Raw genomic sequence first — 15928 nt, forward strand, 5'->3', positions numbered from 1 at the left:
CTAGTTCCAGAACTGGAACAGCGAGTACCCGAACTGGATCGGGAGCTCCTCCAGGCCCAGCGCGTCGGTGATGTTGTAGATGACGTTGAAGAAGCCCTCGTTGATCGGGCCCAGCCAGAGCAGGGCGATCAGGATGAGGAAGACGTAGCCCCCGTAGGGCGCCACCCGGTCGACCCAGCCGCGCGGCAGGTACGGCTCGATGATCCCGAACCCGTCCAGGCCGGGGATCGGCAGCAGGTTCAGCACGGCCGCGGTGACCTGGAGGAACGCCAGGAACGCCACGCCCAGCCAGAACACGCCGTGGTCCTGGTGGGCGAAGTTCTTGTAGAGCACCGCCAGCATGATCGCGAACAGGACGTTGGACAGCGGGCCCGCGGCCGAGATCAGGCTGTGCCGCAGCCTGCCCCGGATGGCGTGCCGGTCGATCCACACGGCGCCGCCCGGCAGGCCGATCCCGCCGAGCATGATGAAGACCACCGGGATGAGGAAGCTCAGCACGATGTCGGAGTACTTCAGCGGGTTCAGCGTGAGGTAGCCCTTGGCGGCGACGCTGCGGTCGCCCGACCGGAAGGCCGTGTAGGCGTGCCCGAACTCGTGCACGCAGAGCGACAGCATCCACGCCGCGAGCACGAACCCGAACAGCGCGATCCGCGCCTCCTTGGCCGGGTTCTCCCCGTACCGCCACGCGATCAGGCCGCACAGGGCGGTCGCCGCCACGATCGCGAGGAATACCGGGCTCGGCCGGACGGACGCGCTCCCCCGCGCCTTGTGTGCAGTCCCGTCCATCGCCTCCGGCCTCTCTCCCGCATGATCTTCATCTCGGTAACTGTCCGCGCGCCGCCGCGGTTCCGTCCGGGGCGGGCCGCCCGGGCGAGGCCGCCCCGGCGGGGCCGCCGTCACGGCGCCGCGATCACCGGGACGACGTAGGTGCGCAGGAAGCGGCGCAGCTCGTCGGCGTCCCGGTCCCGGTCCATCACGATCAGCGACGTGATGATCCGGAAGAGGAACTCGACCGTCCCCTCGACCTCGATGTCGGGACGCAGCGTCCGCTGCCGCTGCGCCTGCTCGAAGTACGGCCGGACGTAGTCGGCGCACAGCGCGAGCACGCGCTCGGCCCCGCCGGCGACCGCCGCCTGCATGTGGCCCGCGGCCTCCGGCACGAGGAAGTGCGCGATGGTCGGCTCGCTGCGGACGTACGCGATCGCGTCCATCGCGCCCTCGACGATGGCCTCCGGCACCGACCGCTCCCGGCGCAGCCGGTCGGCGAGCCGGTCCAGGAACCGGTGCAGGTCGCGCACCACCACGGCCAGGATCAGCTCGTCCCGGCCGCCGGTGATGCTCCGGTACACCGTCGCCCGCGACAGCCGCGCGGCCGCCGCGATGTCCTCGACCGTCGTCTTGGCGACGCCGAAGCGGCCGAAGCACTCTTCGGCCGCGTCGATGATCCGCTCACGGGTCGCGTCGGTGGTGACCGGGGGCATGCCAGCACATTACCGGCACCCCGCCGGGACTCGGCCCACCGGCGCTCAGTCCAGCGTGTACTCCAGGGTCCAGGTGTGCGAGCCGTCCTCGGCGACGGTGATCTGGCCGGAGCCGCGGATGCCGGCCAGCTCCCCGGTCCCGGACGTGGGGACGATCAGCCAGCGCAGCCACTGGGTGCCGGGCGTGCCGTCCTCGCTGCCCCCGCTGTGCTGGAGTACGAGCGTCCCCTCGCGCCCGTGCAGGATGCCCTCGACGCGCTCCACCCCGACGTAGGCGGCGGGCCCGGCCGCCGTCTCCACGGTGATCAGCTCGGTGCTGCTCGTCCCGACGAGGTCGCCGTGGTACCGCTTGCGGACCTGGACGCGGGTCAGCTTGGTGCCGTCCTGTTCCTCGTAGGGCTTCTCGGCGTCCCACGCCTCGATGTCGAAACTGCCGCCGGCTTGAAACGTCATGCCCGCCATGATTGCACGCCCCACCCGACGCGAGGGAAATCCCGGACGGCCGCTCAGAAGAGCGTGCCCTCGTGCCGGATGCCGCGCAGGGCGTCGTAGTCGAGGGTGACGCAGTCGATGCCGCGGTCGGTGGCGAGGACGCGGGCCTGCGGCTTGATCTCCTGCGCGGCGAACACCCCGCGGACGGGCGCCAGGTGCGGGTCGCGGTTCAGCAGCTCCAGGTACCTCGTCAGCTGCTCGACGCCGTCGATCTCGCCGCGCCGCTTGATCTCGATGGCGACCGTGGCGCTGTCGCCGTCCCGGCACAGGATGTCGACCGGGCCGATCGCGGTGGGGAACTCGCGGCGGATGAGCGTGTAGCCCTCGCCGAGCGTGGTGATGTGCTCGGCGAGCAGTTCCTGCAGGTGCGCCTCGACGCCGTCCTTCCGCAGCCCCGGGTCGACGCCCAGCTCGTGGCTGCTGTCGTGCATGATCTCCTCGATGGTGAGGATGAGCCGCTCGCCCGACTTGCCGTGCGTGACCGTCCAGCGCGCGACGGCGCCGTTCTCCTCGTAGCTCTCCTCGCGCAGCGAGCAGGGCGGGTTCATCCAGTTGAGGGGCTTGTAGGCGCGGTCGTCGGCATGGACGCTCACGCTCCCGTCCGCCTTGATCAGGATCAGCCGGGGGGCCATCGGCAGGTGGGCGGTGAGCTTGCCGGCGTAGTCGACGCTGCAGCGGGCGATAACGAGACGCACGCTGCCCAACCTTAGTGGCGGGCCTAAGGCGTGTGGGCCGGGTCGGATAAGGCGTGCTGCCGATGCGGGGGCGGGGTCCTTAGGACGAGTCTCTTGGATGTCGGGCCGTGCCGAGCGGCCCGGATCATTCGGGGAGAGACCGTGTTCCATCACGACATCATGCAGTCGATCATGACCGAGCGGGGCCGCGACCGGCGGGCGCGGGCCGCCGAGGAGCGGGACGCCCGGCTGGCGCGCCGGGCGCGCGAGTTCTGGGCCGACCGGGCCGAGCGCAGCGCGCCCGTCCGCCGGGCGCGCCGCCAGGGAGCGGCGCCCGCACGATAGCGCCCGCCTCCGGACGGACCGGGGCCGTCCGGAGGCGCTCAGTAGCGGAATGAAAATCTTTGTCAAGCCTGGAATTCTCCGGAAGCCGTGATTAGCGTCGGCGGGTGGGTGTTCATCCTCAAACGGCGAAAGGACCCCCGCATGTCTCTCGACGTGACTCCGGAACTGCTTGAGACGGCGCAGCAGGGCGAGGTCGGCGACGCCGCCTTCGTCGAGTGCATCAAGACGTCCCTCCCGTACGCGTGGGACATGATCAGCGGCCTGGTGGCCCGGCTCCAGGTGGACGGCGGCGACTTCGCCGACAACCTCACCCCGCCCCCGGACGAGCAGGCCCGCGGCCAGCTGCTCCGCGTCCTCGCGAGCGACGCCATGCGCGCCGCGCTGGAACGCCACTTCGGCGTGAAGCTCGCCTTCCAGAACTGCCACCGCGTCGCCGTCTTCCCGACCGCCGACTCCACCGCCTACCGGACGTTCGTGACGGCCCGCGAGCAGATCCTCAACCAGTCGCCCGAGCTCCGCGACTGCTGACCCCGCCCCGACCGGCGCGCGGCGTGCCGCCCGGGACCACCGGCCGCGGCACGCCGCACGCACGCCCACCCCGCCTCACCCGCGGAGCTCGGGGAGGACCTCGGCGCCCAGCCGGGCGATGTTCTCCAGCGTGGCCTCGCGGGAGCCGGCGGCCTCCACCATCAGGATCAGATGCTGGATGCCCGTCTTCTCGGCCGCGGCCCGCAGGGACTCGACGCAGTAGTCCGGAGAGCCGACGGGGTGGATGTCGCACATCCGGCGCGTGTAGCCGACCGGGTCGGGGGAGGGGCGCGGACGGTCGTCCACGGCGACGTATCCCTCCAGGCCGGGGCCGAGCCAGTGGGGCATCTCCCTCATCAGGGTCTCGACCGCCTCCTCGCGGGTGTCGGCGACCTGCGCGACGTGGGCGGAGATGTGCGGGAGGCCGGGGCGGCCGTGCCGGGCGACGGCGGCGGCCTTCTCGCCGGCGTCCACGTGCATGCCCAGCAGCATCGGCAGGCCGCGCTCGGCGGCCAGCCTCTCGGTGGCCGGAGAGGTGCAGGCGACCGTCACGGGCGGCGGTACGGGCGCGCGCGGGACGATCGGGACCTCACGGAAGCGGAAGAATTCCCCCTCCGCCGAGACACGGTCAGCGGACAGAGAGGTGAGGAGCAGGTCCAGGGATTCGGCGAAGCCGTGCTCGTAGCGGGGGAGGCCCGTCCCGAAGACCTCGAGATCCCGCCACGGGCCGCCGCGTCCGACGCCCAGGCGGAAGCGGCCGCCGGAGAGGAGGGAGAGCATCGCCGCCTCCTCGGCGAGCGCCACCGGGTGCCGGGTGGACAGCACGCTCACCGCCGTCCCGACGTGGATCCGCGAGGTCGCGGCCAGCAGATGCCCGGCCAGCAGCGTCGCGGACGGGACGACCCCGTACGACATGAAGTGGTGCTCGGCCAGCCAGACGTCGTCGAACCCGGCGCGTTCGGCGGCGACGGCGGCCTCGACGGTGCGGGCGAGAGCCGCGGCGTCGCTTTGGGCGTCCGAGCGGAGCTCGTCCTTAGCACGGCGGTGGGCGGGGGCTGGAGGACGGGCGGGGAAACGGGTCGCGAGGAGGAAGATTCCTAGGCGCACCCCACCGTCGTACCCGGGAGCGGGAACGCCCGAGCGCTCTGCAAGACTGCCAATCATGACTGTGGGTGCGTTCAGCAGGATCGGGGTCGTCGGACTGGGCACGATGGGCGCGGGCATCGCCGAGGTGCTGGCGCGCGGCGGCCTCGCGGTCGTCGGCATCGAGGTGGACGAGGACGCGCTGGAGCGCGGGCGCGGCAACCTGGAATCCTCGACCGGGCGGGCCGTCAAGCGCGGAAGGCTCACCGAGGACGCGCAGCGCGAGATCCTCGGCCGGGTGGCGTTCTCCACCGACTTCGCCGATCTGGGCGACTGCGACCTCGTCATCGAGGCCGTCCCCGAGCGGCTGGAGCTGAAGCGCAAGGTCTTCGCCGAACTGGACCGGGTCTGCCGGGAGGACGCCGTCCTCGCCACGAACACCTCGTCGCTGTCGGTCACCCGCATCGCGGTCACCACCGGGCGCCCCGCCAAGATCGTCGGCGTGCACTTCTTCAACCCGGCGCCGGTCATGAAGCTGGTCGAGGTCATCGCGACCGTGCTGACCGAGCCGGAGGCGGTGACCCGCGTCGCCGCGCTGGTCGAGGGCCTCGGCAAGACGCCGGTGACGATCGGCGACCGCGCCGGGTTCGTCGCCAACCGGCTGCTGTTCGGCTACCTGAACCAGGCCGCCGGGATGCTGGAGTCCGGGCACGCGACCCGCGACGACATCGACACCGCGATGAAGGTCGGCGCCGGCCTGCCGATGGGCCCGTTCACCCTCATGGACCTGATCGGCCTCGACACCTGCGTCGAGGTGCTGGACGCGATCTACGCCGAGTCGCGCGACCGCCGCCACGCCGCGTCCCCGGCGCTGCGCGAACTCGTCACCGCCGGGATGCTCGGCCGCAAGACCGGCCGCGGCTTCTACTCCTACGACCGGTCCGGCGCGGCCGAAGAGGCGGCCGCGCCGGAGGAGGGCGCGCCGCCGGCCGTCGGCGTCGTCGGCGTCGGACCGCTCGCCGACGCGCTCGCCGCGCTGTGCGACCGCGCGGGTGCGCGGGTCCGCGACTCGGCCGCCGACCTCGCCGGCTGCGACCTCGTCATCGAGGCCGCGGAGGACCCCGGGGCCGCGCGGGCGCTGCTGTCCGCCGCCGCGCAGGCCGCCAAGCCCGGCGCCGTGCTCGCCGTGACGTCCGTGGCCGGCTCGGTGATCGAGCAGGCCATGGCCACCGGGCGCCCCGCCGACGTCGTCGGGCTGCACCTGCCCGACCCGGCCGGCGCGCTCGCCGAGATCGCCGCCACGGTCGCGACCGGCCCGGACGTCGCCGACCGCGCCGCCGCCCTGCTCGGCCGCCTCGGCCTCACCGCCGTCCGCTGCCGCGACCGCGCCGGGTTCATCGTGGACGCGCTGCGCTTCCCGTACCTGAACGACGCCGCCGCGATGCTCGGCGCCGGATACGCCGACGCCGACTCGATCGACGCCGCGATGACGCTCGGCTGCGGCTACCCGACCGGCCCGATCGCCGACCTCGACCGGCTCGGCCCCGCCCGCGCCGTGGCCGTCCTGCGCGCCCTGCACGCCGAGACCCGCGAACCCTCCCTGTCCCCGGCGCCGCTGCTGATCGAGCACGCGACGGCGGGCGAGCCGCTGCGCTGACCCGGCGAATATCCTGGGAGCATGAGCCCCCGGAAGAACCGCCGTGCCGTTTCCGACCGCCCCCGGAGCGGCGGGGCGTGGGCTCAGCGGGCAGAGGAGGGACCGGACGGCGAATGGATCGTCCGGCCGGTCGCCGGGGCCGCGGCGGCCAAGGCGTACCGGTGCCCCGGATGCGACCAGGAGATCCCCCCGGGCGTCGCGCACGTCGTCGCCTGGCGGGCCGGTGACGGCGGCGACGACCGGCGGCACTGGCACCGCCCCTGCTGGCAGGCCCGCGGCCGCCGCGGCCCCCGCATCCTCCGGTCGCGCAACGCCCCCCGTTACTGAGGGCGCCCGGTCGCAGAGGGCGCCCCGGCACTAAGGAGACCCATGGCGGAGATCAGGGCGGCGACAGTGCTGCCCGCGCGGCGCGAGGACATCACGCTGCACACGTCGGACGGCCTGGAACTGGTCGGGGAGCTGGCGCTGCCGCCGGACCGGCCGCCGGTCGCGACGCTCGTGTGCCTGCACCCCCTGCCCACGGCCGAGGGCATGATGGACAGCCACGTGCTGCGCAAGGCGTCCTACCGGCTGCCCGCGCTCGCCGACCTGGCCGTGCTGCGCTTCAACACCCGCGGGACGACCTCGGCGCGCGGGACGAGCCAGGGCGAGTTCGGCGAGGGCGAGACCGAGCGGTTCGACGTGGCGGCGGCGCTGGAGTACACCGAGTACCACGACCTGCCGCGCCCGTGGCTGCTCGGCTGGTCGTTCGGCACCGAGCTGGCGCTGAAGTGGGGACGCGACCCGCTGGTCGAGGGCGTGATCCTGCTGTCCCCGCCGCTGAAGCGCGCCGGGGACGCCGACCTGGACGCCTGGGGCGCCGACGGGCGGCCCGTGGTGGCGCTGGTGCCGGAGTTCGACGACTACCTGCGCCCGGCCGAGGCGCGGGAGCGGTTCAAGCGCGTCCCGCAGGCCGAGGTCGTCGCGGTGGACAACGCCAAGCACCTGTGGGTCGGCGAACCGTACGTCCGGATCGTGCTGAACGAGATCGTCAAGCGGGTCGCGCCGGCCGCCCATCCGCTCCCCACCGAATGGGACGAACCGGACAAGTAAACCGCTGCGGCCGATCGCGGCCACTCCCGTCACAGTGGCCGCGATAGCGGGTAAGCATGGCCCAATGACGGTGCAGCTGTACGCCAGGGATGTCGGTACCGGCACGCCGCTCGTCCTGCTGCACGCCTTCCCGCTCTCCTCCGCGATGTGGCTGGCCCAGCGGGAGGGCCTCGCGGGCCGGTTCCGGGTCATCACCCCCGACCTGCGCGGATTCGGCGGATCGGTGCTCGGCGACGACGAGCCGTCCGTCGACGCGATGGCCGACGACGTCGCCCGCATGTTCCGCGGCCTCGGCGTCCGGCGCGCCGTCGTCGGCGGCCTGTCCATGGGCGGGTACGTCGCGATGGCGCTGTGCCGCCGGCACCCCGACCTCGTCCTCGGGCTCGTGCTCGCCGCGACCCGCGCCGCCGCCGACACCGAGGCCGTCCGGGCGAACCGGCTCCGGCAGGCCGAGCGGCTCGAACGCGAGCGCAGCCCCCAGGTCCTGGTGGACGAGGTGCTGCCCGGCCTGGTCGGGCCCACCACCTACCGGCAGCGCGCGCTGATCTACGGGCGGGTCCGCGGCCTCGTCCAGGCGACCCCGCCGCACGCGGCCGCGTGGGCGCAGCGCGCCATGGCCGGGCGGCCCGACGCGTTCGACACGCTCCGCGCCGTCAAGGTGCCCGCCCTCGTCATGATCGGCGACGAGGACGCGCTCGCGACCGAGGACGAGGCCCGCGCCATGGCGGACGCGCTGCCGAACGCCGAGCTGCTCGTCATCCCGCGGGCCGGGCACCTGTGCGCGGTCGAGCAGCCCGACCTGTTCAACCAGGCGGTCGCCGAGTTCGCCGCCGCGCTCGCCCGCATCGGCGGGTGAGCCCCGGCCCTACAGGGTCTCCTGGCGCGGCATGACGACCTCCCGGATCAGCAGCGAGATCGCCGCCGCCGTCGGGATAGCCAGCAGCGCGCCGACCACGCCGAGCAGCGCCGCGCCGACGAGCGCCGCGACGATCGTCACCGCGGGCTGCACGTCGACCGTCCGCTTCATGACGCGCGGGTAGACCAGGTAGTTCTCCACCTGCTGGTAGACCACGTAGAAGACGACGCAGACGATCAGGTCGGTGGTGTCCCCGGTGAGGAACGCGACCAGGCACACGATCACCGCGCCGATCGTGGCGCCGATGAGCGGGATCAGGTCGGTCACCGCCACGATCAGCGCCAGCGCGAGCGCGTACTTCACCCCGAGGATCGACAGGAAGATGTACGACGTGATGCCCGCGATGAACGCGATCGTGAACTGCCCGGCGACGTAGCCGCCGATCCGGTCGAGTATCTCGTCGCCGAGCAGGGCGACGCGGGCTCTTCGGGTGCGCGGCGCGAGCTGGTAGAAGAACGTCTTGATCTGCGGCAGCGAGCTGAGGAAGTACAGCGTCAGGATCAGGATCGTGATCGTCTGGAAGATCCCGTTGATCGCGACCTTGCCGATGCCGGTGGCGGTGTCGGTGAGGGTCTTCTGGAAGTCCTCGCCGGACACCGCCTTCTGCGCGCGGTCCAGCAGCCCGTAGCGCTTGTCCCAGTCGGCCAGCGTCTTGTTGTCCTGCAGTTGCTGGACGTACTCGGGGATGTTGTGCCGCAGCTCGGTGACCTGCTCGGACACCGGCTGGACGAGGGAGGCGACGAACCCCGCGAAGAACAGGATCACCAGCAGGAACACCGTCGCGACGGCGGCGCCGCGCGGGAACCCGAACTTGCGCAGCCGCTCCACCGCCGGGTTGAGGCCGACCGCGAGGAACATCGCGACGACGATCATCACGATGACGGACTTGGCGTTCGTGGCGGCCTTCACCAGCATCCACGCGGTGATGACGCCGAGCGCGGCGGTGAACCCGAACACGAACGGGTGGGCGCGGCCGAGCGGCTGCCCGGGCCGGCCGAACGGGAACCGCTGGTCGACGCCGGCCTCGCGGCGGCGCTGCTCCACGTCGTGCGCCGGATCGGGCGCTCCGGGCGGCGGCGGCACCTGCTCGCCGCCCGCAGTCTCGGCCGGGAGCGTGACGGGCGCGCCGGTCGCCGGATCGCGTTCGCCCGCCGGCTCGCCGGTCTCCTCGGGCCGCAGCGCCCCGCTCGGCGCGACGCTCTCGCTCCCGGTCCCACCCGACCCGGCGTCCCGGTCGCCGGCGTCCCGGCCGCCGGTGTCGCTGTCACCGGTGTCGCTGCCGCCGTTGTCGTCGCCGTCGCTGCCGCCGGTGCCGGTGTCGCCGGTGTCGTCGGGGCTGCCGCCGGTGGCGTTGTCGGAAGCGTCCTCGTTGGAAGCGTCCTCGTCGGGGGAGTCCTCGTCGGTGGCGTCGTCCGGAGGCGGCGCGGGTGCGGGTACCCCGGGTTCGCCTGCGGGCCGTCCCGTGCCGGGCACCGCCTTCGGCTCGTCGTCGCGAGAGGTCTCGTCGGCCACGCCGCTCTCCTCGTTCATATGTCCCGTCGGAGGACGCGGCCGTTCACAGGCCACGAGCGTCCCACGGTGGTGAGACGAAGGAAAGCCTAGAGGCGTTTCACCGCCTCTAGGCTTTCCTCGACGCCGGTCTCAGGAACTCACTCCTGCCACCAGTCCTCGTCGTCCTCCTCGGACTTCTTGGGCTGGGCCTGCTTCGCGGGCGCGGCCTTCGCGGCGGCCGGCTGCTGCTGCTTCGGCTGGGGCTGCGGGGCCGGCTTCGGCTCGGCGGCCGGGATCGCGGCCTTCTCCGGGGCCGCGGCCAGCTCGGGCTCGGCGCCCATCGTCGGCGCGACGCCGCCGATGAGCTGGCGCAGCTGGTTGAGGTGGCTGGTGATGCTGTCGCGCTGCCGGGTGAGCTCGTCGACCTGCCGCTGCGCCGCCGTCCGGACGCGGTCGGCCTCGGCCTTGGTCTCGGCGAGCAGCTGCTCGGCCTGCGCCTTGGCCTCGGCGATCACGTTGTCGGAGTTCTTGCGGGCGTTGGCCATGAGCTGCTTGGCGTGCGCGTCGGCCTCGCGCCGGGTCTGCTCGGCCTGCTGGGTCGCCTTCGCGGCCCGCTGCTCGGCGGACGCGGCGCGCTGCTCGGCCTCGGCGACCAGCTTCTGCGTGGCGGCCTGCGCGGCGGAGTGCCGCTCGGCGTCCTGCCGGTCGGCCTCCTCGCGGCGGGCGGCGAGCTGGATCTCGAACTCGGCCTCGGCCTGGGCGCGCTGGGCCTCGCTCTCCTCCAGGATGCGCTGGGCCTGCGCCCGCATCTCGTCGGCCTGCCGCTTGGCCGTGGTGAGGATCTCGTCCCGCTCGCGCTTGGTCGACGCCCGCAGCTGTGCGACCTCGCGCTCGGTCGTGGTGCGCAGCTTGGCGATCTCGCGCTCGGCGCTGGCCCGCTTCTCGGCGACCTCGTGGTCGGCGGTGGCGCGCAGCTTGGCGACCTCGCGCTCGGTGGTGGAGGTCAGCTCGTCGGCCTCGCGGCGGGCGGAGGTGCGCACCTCCTCGGCCTCGCGCTCGGCCGCGTTGCGCATGTCGTCGCCCTCGCGCTGGGCGTTGGCGCGCAGTTCGGCGGCGTCGTTCTCGGCGTTGGCGCGCTGCTCGGCGGCGTCGACCTTGGCCGCGGCCTTGATCTCGTTCGCCTCGGAGCGGGCCGCCTGGACCAGCTCGGTCGCCTGCTCCTCGGCGAGGCGGAGCAGCTGCTCGATGCGGGCGCCTAGACCGGAGTAGGTGGGACGTTCCTGCTCCTGCAGCTGACGGTGGGCGTCCGACAGCTCCCGCTGCAGGGCCTGGGTCTGCTCGCGGGTCTGCCGCACCTCGTTGTCGAGCTGCTTGATGTGCTCGTCGACCTGGTGCCGGTCGTAGCCGCGAAGCACCACGTCGAACTCGCGCGGGGGCGTGTCTTCAAAGAAGTTGCTGAGCTGGGCGTCGATGTCGGACTGCATGTGGCTCAATCCTGATGTGACGGGGCTACGGGTGGTTCCGGGGACCGGTTGATCGCCTGACATGAACGGGCGGAGTGCCCCAGACCTCTTCCGGCGAATGAAGCGTACTCCGGACACTGCCGTGTTGGGGGCTCATCTTGACGCGCTGCGTGGAATGTCCGGTTTGTTGGCGTGTTCAGCCGGGTTGCAGGTGCGCAGGTGTCGGGGGTGCAAATGCACCAGATGTGTCTGAACGGTCACAGAGCGGCGGTCAGTGGCCCGCCCTCCGCCGCCGTGATATCGAACACGTCACGATCCGGTCGCGCGTACGCCGCGCCCGGCCCGCAAGATCATCCAGCGTCCGGCCGCTTCTGCACGAGCTCGGTCAGCACGCCGTGGCAGTCCTTGGGGTGCAAAAAGTTGATCAAAGATCCCATGGATCCGTTGCGCGGCGCGTCGTACAGCACCCGCACGCCCCTGCCCGCGATGCCGGCCGCCTCGTCGGCGACGGTCCCGTCCGTGCCGAACGCGATGTGGTGGACGCCCTCGCCGTTCTTCGCCAGCCACTTGGCGACCGCCGAGTCCTCCCGGATCGGCTCGATCAGCTGGAGGTAGCTCGCCGCCCCGTCCCCGGTGTCGTTGATCTTGAGCATGCACTCCCGGACGCCCTGCTCCTCGTTCACCTCGAAGTGCGCGTCGGTGAAGCCGTAGGTCGCCTTGTAGAACTCGACGGTCGCGTCCAGGTCGTGACAGGCGATGCCGATGTGGTCGATACGGGTCAGCATGGGCTTTCTCCCTACTAGGGCGGCCAGGCGGGGGCGAACGGAACCGGACGGCGTTCCCCTGGGTATGGTGGCAAACGTCGCCGCAGCACCACCTGGAGGGCCCCCACATGACCGCTACGTCCGTGATCGTCGCCGGCGCGCGCACCCCCATCGGACGCCTGATGGGCTCGCTGAAGGACTTCTCCGCGGCCGACCTCGGCGCGCACGCGGTCAGGGCGGCGCTGGAGCGGGCCGGGGTGGCCGGCGACCAGGTCCAGTACGTGATCCTCGGCCAGGTGCTGCAGGCGGGCGCGGGGCAGATCCCGTCCCGGCAGGCGGCGGTCAAGGCGGGCATCCCGATGAGCGTCCCGTCGATCACGATCAACAAGGTGTGCCTGTCCGGCCTGGACGCGATCGCGCTCGCCGACCAGCTGATCCGGGCGGGCGAGTTCGACATCGTGGTGGCGGGCGGCATGGAGTCGATGACCCAGGCCCCGCACCTGCTGCCGAAGTCGCGCGGCGGCTACAAGTACGGGTCGATCGAGGTCCTCGACCACATGGCCCACGACGCCCTCACCGACGCCTACGACGGCATCGCCATGGGCGAGTCGACCGAGCGCCACAACGCCAGGCTCGGCATCTCCCGCGAGGAGCAGGACGAGTTCGCCGCCCGCTCCCACCAGCGCGCCGCCGAGGCCATCAAGAACGGCGTCTTCGACGACGAGATCGCCCCGGTCGAGATCCCGCAGCGCAAGGGCGACCCGGTCGTGTTCGCCAAGGACGAGGGCGTGCGCGGCGACACCACCGTCGAGGGCCTCGCCAGGCTGCGCCCGGCGTTCAGCAAGGACGGCACGATCACCGCCGGCTCGTCCTCCCAGATCTCCGACGGCGCCGCGGCCGTCGTCGTGATGTCGAAGGCCAAGGCCGAGGAGCTGGGCCTCACCTGGCTCGCCGAGATCGGCGCGCACGGCAACGTCGCCGGCCCGGACAACTCCCTCCAGTCCCAGCCGTCCAACGCCATCAAGCACGCCCTCGGCAAGGAGGGCCTGACCGTCGACGACCTCGACCTCATCGAGATCAACGAGGCGTTCGCCTCCGTCGGCATCCAGTCGATGCGCGACCTCGGCGTCGGCCCCGAGAAGGTCAACGTCAACGGCGGCGCCATCGCGCTCGGCCACCCCGTCGGCATGTCCGGCGCCCGCATCGCCCTGCACCTCGCCTACGAGCTGAAGCGCCGCGGCGGCGGCACCGGCGCCGCCGGCCTCTGCGGCGGCGGCGGCCAGGGAGACGCGCTCATCCTGCGCGTCCCCACCGCGTAGCGGTCACTGGGCGCTGGGCTGCCGGACGGTCACCGTCTTGAAGCCCAGCGCCTTGAGCATGTTCTCCAGCATCGACTTCGTGTTGGCGTCGGCGCGTTCCCGCAGCCCGCTCCGCCCGGCGGCGGTCTGGATCTTCTGCGACGCCAGGACGTAGAGCTGCTGCTGGTCGTTCGGGTTGCTGCTGAAGAAGTCGCCGAAGCGGTCGATGAGGCCGCGTTCGGTGGCGTAGACGTAGCTGCTCTTCGGGTCCAGGTTGGTCTTCTCCAGCTGGGCGCGGGGGAGCGTGACCGTGGCGGCCGTGCGGTCCTCGTTGACCTTCACGGCCCCCGAGCCGAGCTTGGAGAAGTCCACGTAGGCGTCGACGGTGCCGTTCCCGACGAACAGCGTCCGCTTGCCGCGCAGTGAGCCCGGCAGGAACTTGGCGTCCTTCTCCAGGTCGACGATGACCTGGAAGCTGCCGCTCGCCGCCTCGTAGCGGTGCAGGTCGCGGATCGACTTCAGCAGGACGGGCCCGCTGCGGTCCTTCGTCTCCGTGCCGAACGGGTTCAGCCGGCCCGGCAGGCCGCGCAGCGCCTGCTGCGCCAGGAGCACCAGCGCGATGGTCGCGACGACCAGCAGCACCGGGGTGAGCAGGCCGCGGCGCGGGGCGCGGGTCCGTTCGGGGGACGGCTTGCGGGGCGCGTCGTTCCGGGGTTCCGAGCGAGCCATGCACCAGAGCATTCCCGGCATCCCCGTCCCACACCTGGCGGCTCGGTGAGGTCGGCGTGGACCGCGATGTGATCAAGGCCATAGGGCGGGCCGAAACCCCGGGCGCGGGCGGGCCGTTGACGCGGCGTGGACATGATTCGTGTTTTCCGGTTCGTCTCGGTGGCGGAGGCGGTCTCGTTCCTGCTCCTGCTGCTGGTCGCCATGCCGCTGAAGTACGGCGCGGACGCGCCGGTGGGCGTCCAGCTGGTGGGCCCGCTGCACGGAGTTCTGTTCATGGCCTACGTCGGCCTGGTCTTCCTCGTCCGCGACGAGCTCGGCTGGGACCTCAAGCGCACGGTCCTGGCGCTCGGCGCCGCCGTCCTGCCGGCGGCCCCGCTGCTCGTGGAGCGCCACTGGGCGCGGCCCGCGGCGCCCGCCGCGCAGCCGGCCGGGCGGGCCTGAGACTTCTGCGCGGCCGCGGCGGTTGGGGGTGGCCGCCGCGGCCGCGCAGGGGAACCCGCGCCGCGCAGGGGGCCCCGCGTCATGTCGGGGGAGCGGTTCTGTCGAAGGTCCCGCGGCGCGCGTGCTTCGTCGAGCGGTGCTTCCCGGCGCGGACGGGGCGGAAGTCGGCGGGGCCGAGGGAGCAGGTGCGGTACCGGGTGAAGTGGCGGCGCAGCCAGGCGCGGCGTCCGCGCTCGGTCCAGGATGCGAACCGGCGGGCCGCGCGGGCGTCGGCGATGGACGGGGGTTCGTCGTCCAGCAGCCAGGCGTCGACCAGCGCCGGGTAGCCGGCGGAGGAGCCGGCGGCGCAGGCGCGCGGGTCCTTGAGCGCCCGGCTTATCTGCCGGGCGGCCCGCGCCGCGTATCCGGGGGAGAGGTCCTCGTCGAGATGGACGAAGGCCACGCCGTCCGCGACCGAGACCGGCGCCCAGCCGGGACGCTGCCGCACCTGCGTGAACTCGCCGGGCGTGCCGTTCAGCCGCGCCGCGAGCGGGACGACCGCCGCCATCAGCCGGGGCAGCGCGTCGCGCAGCGCGGGATGCACGCAGACGGTCACCGGCCAATGCCGGCACGCTTGCGGCGCGGGCGCGGCGCGGACCGCCGCGGGGTCCGACCCCTGGAGGCCGAGCGTGGCCGCGCCGGTCGCGGCCAGCGCGGCGGCCAGCGGCAGGACGAGCAGGAACCGCCGCGTCGCCCACAGGACGTAGCCGAGGATCAGCGCGGCCGTCAGCCCCGCCGTCCAGGCGGCCTGGTCGGCGAACACGCGGGGGCGCAGGGTGGTGAACAGGTCGATGCGGGGGAAGGCGGCCGGGGGCAGGAGGCTCCACCACGACACGCCCGGGATGCGCAGCGCCGCCCACATCGCCGTCGCGCCGAACGCCAGGGCCGCCGTCGCGCGGTGCGGGACGACGCGTCCCGTCAGGTAGCCGACGACGACGTGCAGGACGAGCGCGCCCGCGCCCGCGATCACGCCGAGGGGGTGCGGGTGCCCGGCCTCCGCCTGCGCCAGCGTGACGGCGACGACGAGCGCCGTGACCGCGGTGTAGGAGACCAGGGCCGCGGAGGACAGCAGCAGGAGGTCGAGCAGCGCGCCCGTGGCCGGTGAGCGCGCGGTGAGGTCGCGCAGGTAGTCGAGCGGGCGCTCGCGCACCGCCGCCCACGCCGCCAGCGCGGCGGCGACGGGCCCGAGGAAGCGGACGGCGTTGACCAGCGCGACGACCGTGTTGTCCCAGTACGCGGCGGACAGGCAGAGCCCCGGGAGCGCCGCCGCCGTCCCGACCGCGGTGAGGACCGGCACCGCGACCAGCAGCGCCGTGCGGCGGGCGTCCAGCCGGAGCACCCGCCCGAGGTCAGACACCGGTGGCGCTCCCGGCGGGCAGCGGGAGCCGCGGCAGCGCCCGCCGCGCGGGCCGCCCGCCGCGGCGCCGGCCCGCCG

General features: G+C 73.1%; 18 protein-coding genes. 8 read left to right on the top strand and 10 right to left on the bottom strand.

All coding sequences use genetic code 11. The features are described 5' to 3' along the window. The 4 genes from ACIWVC_RS31475 to nucS all read right to left on the bottom strand — a co-directional run bounded on the left by ACIWVC_RS31475 (window position 1) and on the right by nucS (window position 2668). Window positions 1-786, bottom strand: a complete 786-nt coding sequence (locus ACIWVC_RS31475; protein WP_396452077.1) for a site-2 protease family protein — start codon at window positions 784-786, stop codon at window positions 1-3. 110 nt (window positions 787-896) lie between these two features. Next, window positions 897-1481, bottom strand: a complete 585-nt coding sequence (locus ACIWVC_RS31480; protein WP_396452075.1) for a TetR/AcrR family transcriptional regulator — start codon at window positions 1479-1481, stop codon at window positions 897-899. A 45-nt stretch (window positions 1482-1526) separates the two neighbouring features. Further along, the gene (locus ACIWVC_RS31485; RefSeq protein ID WP_396452073.1) at window positions 1527-1934 is read right to left on the bottom strand and encodes a DUF3224 domain-containing protein; all 408 of its coding nucleotides are present in this window, start codon (window positions 1932-1934) and stop codon (window positions 1527-1529) included. Between the two features lie 53 nt (window positions 1935-1987). Continuing rightward, the gene (gene nucS, locus ACIWVC_RS31490; RefSeq protein WP_396452071.1) at window positions 1988-2668 is read right to left on the bottom strand and encodes an endonuclease NucS; all 681 of its coding nucleotides are present in this window, start codon (window positions 2666-2668) and stop codon (window positions 1988-1990) included. A gap of 141 nt (window positions 2669-2809) precedes the next feature. Here nucS and ACIWVC_RS31495 point away from each other — a divergent pair, with 141 nt between their 5' ends. Both ACIWVC_RS31495 and ACIWVC_RS31500 read left to right on the top strand, forming a co-directional pair. Continuing rightward, on the top strand, window positions 2810-2992 hold the full coding sequence (locus ACIWVC_RS31495; protein ID WP_396454947.1) for a hypothetical protein: 183 nt from the start codon (window positions 2810-2812) through the stop codon (window positions 2990-2992). A gap of 141 nt (window positions 2993-3133) precedes the next feature. Next, complete coding sequence (locus ACIWVC_RS31500) at window positions 3134-3520, top strand: SCO5389 family protein (protein WP_396452067.1); 387 nt, start codon at window positions 3134-3136, stop codon at window positions 3518-3520. A gap of 75 nt (window positions 3521-3595) precedes the next feature. On the opposite strand, the gene ACIWVC_RS31505 is transcribed toward ACIWVC_RS31500, so the two are convergent. Further along, window positions 3596-4627, bottom strand: coding sequence for an LLM class flavin-dependent oxidoreductase (locus ACIWVC_RS31505; RefSeq protein ID WP_396454948.1), 1032 nt, complete (start codon window positions 4625-4627; stop codon window positions 3596-3598). Between the two features lie 55 nt (window positions 4628-4682). Here ACIWVC_RS31505 and ACIWVC_RS31510 point away from each other — a divergent pair, with 55 nt between their 5' ends. The 4 genes from ACIWVC_RS31510 (at window position 4683) to ACIWVC_RS31525 (ending at window position 8208) form a co-directional block, all read left to right on the top strand. Beyond that, window positions 4683-6260 carry a 3-hydroxyacyl-CoA dehydrogenase family protein gene (locus ACIWVC_RS31510; RefSeq protein ID WP_396452063.1) on the top strand — a complete coding sequence of 526 codons (1578 nt, stop codon included), beginning with the start codon at window positions 4683-4685 and terminating at the stop codon, window positions 6258-6260. 21 nt (window positions 6261-6281) lie between these two features. Next, on the top strand, window positions 6282-6587 hold the full coding sequence (locus tag ACIWVC_RS31515; protein WP_396452061.1) for an ATP/GTP-binding protein: 306 nt from the start codon (window positions 6282-6284) through the stop codon (window positions 6585-6587). Window positions 6588-6629: 42 nt separating this feature from the next. Then, window positions 6630-7352, top strand: a complete 723-nt coding sequence (locus tag ACIWVC_RS31520; RefSeq protein ID WP_396452060.1) for an alpha/beta hydrolase — start codon at window positions 6630-6632, stop codon at window positions 7350-7352. 64 nt (window positions 7353-7416) lie between these two features. Further along, complete coding sequence (locus tag ACIWVC_RS31525; RefSeq protein ID WP_396454949.1) at window positions 7417-8208, top strand: alpha/beta fold hydrolase; 792 nt, start codon at window positions 7417-7419, stop codon at window positions 8206-8208. 9 nt (window positions 8209-8217) lie between these two features. On the opposite strand, the gene ACIWVC_RS31530 is transcribed toward ACIWVC_RS31525, so the two are convergent. The 3 genes from ACIWVC_RS31530 to mce all read right to left on the bottom strand — a co-directional run bounded on the left by ACIWVC_RS31530 (window position 8218) and on the right by mce (window position 12007). Then, the gene (locus tag ACIWVC_RS31530; RefSeq protein ID WP_396452057.1) at window positions 8218-9780 is read right to left on the bottom strand and encodes an AI-2E family transporter; all 1563 of its coding nucleotides are present in this window, start codon (window positions 9778-9780) and stop codon (window positions 8218-8220) included. Window positions 9781-9917: 137 nt separating this feature from the next. After that, window positions 9918-11243 (bottom strand): DivIVA domain-containing protein, encoded by a 1326-nt coding sequence (locus ACIWVC_RS31535; RefSeq protein WP_396452056.1) that lies wholly within the window; start codon window positions 11241-11243, stop codon window positions 9918-9920. Window positions 11244-11572: 329 nt separating this feature from the next. Further along, window positions 11573-12007, bottom strand: coding sequence for a methylmalonyl-CoA epimerase (mce, locus tag ACIWVC_RS31540; RefSeq protein ID WP_396452055.1), 435 nt, complete (start codon window positions 12005-12007; stop codon window positions 11573-11575). Between the two features lie 107 nt (window positions 12008-12114). On the opposite strand from mce, the gene ACIWVC_RS31545 reads away from it, so the two are divergent. Then, window positions 12115-13305: an acetyl-CoA C-acetyltransferase gene (locus ACIWVC_RS31545; protein ID WP_396452053.1), complete on the top strand. Its 1191-nt coding sequence runs from the start codon at window positions 12115-12117 to the stop codon at window positions 13303-13305. Between the two features lie 3 nt (window positions 13306-13308). Here the strand turns inward: ACIWVC_RS31545 and ACIWVC_RS31550 are convergent, their stop codons facing one another. After that, on the bottom strand, window positions 13309-14013 hold the full coding sequence (locus tag ACIWVC_RS31550) for a DUF4230 domain-containing protein (protein WP_396454950.1): 705 nt from the start codon (window positions 14011-14013) through the stop codon (window positions 13309-13311). 132 nt (window positions 14014-14145) lie between these two features. Between ACIWVC_RS31550 and ACIWVC_RS31555 the strand changes: the two genes are divergently transcribed. Next, a complete protein-coding gene (locus tag ACIWVC_RS31555; protein ID WP_396454951.1) occupies window positions 14146-14454 on the top strand; it encodes a DUF3817 domain-containing protein in 309 nt (102 codons plus the stop codon). A gap of 79 nt (window positions 14455-14533) precedes the next feature. Here the strand turns inward: ACIWVC_RS31555 and ACIWVC_RS31560 are convergent. After that, window positions 14534-15928: hypothetical protein (locus ACIWVC_RS31560; RefSeq protein WP_396454952.1), on the bottom strand; the 1395-nt coding region annotated here is incomplete at its 5' end.

The sequence above is a fragment of the Actinomadura sp. genome (genome assembly GCF_044508335.1).
Classification (GTDB): Bacteria; Actinomycetota; Actinomycetes; order Streptosporangiales; family Streptosporangiaceae; genus Spirillospora.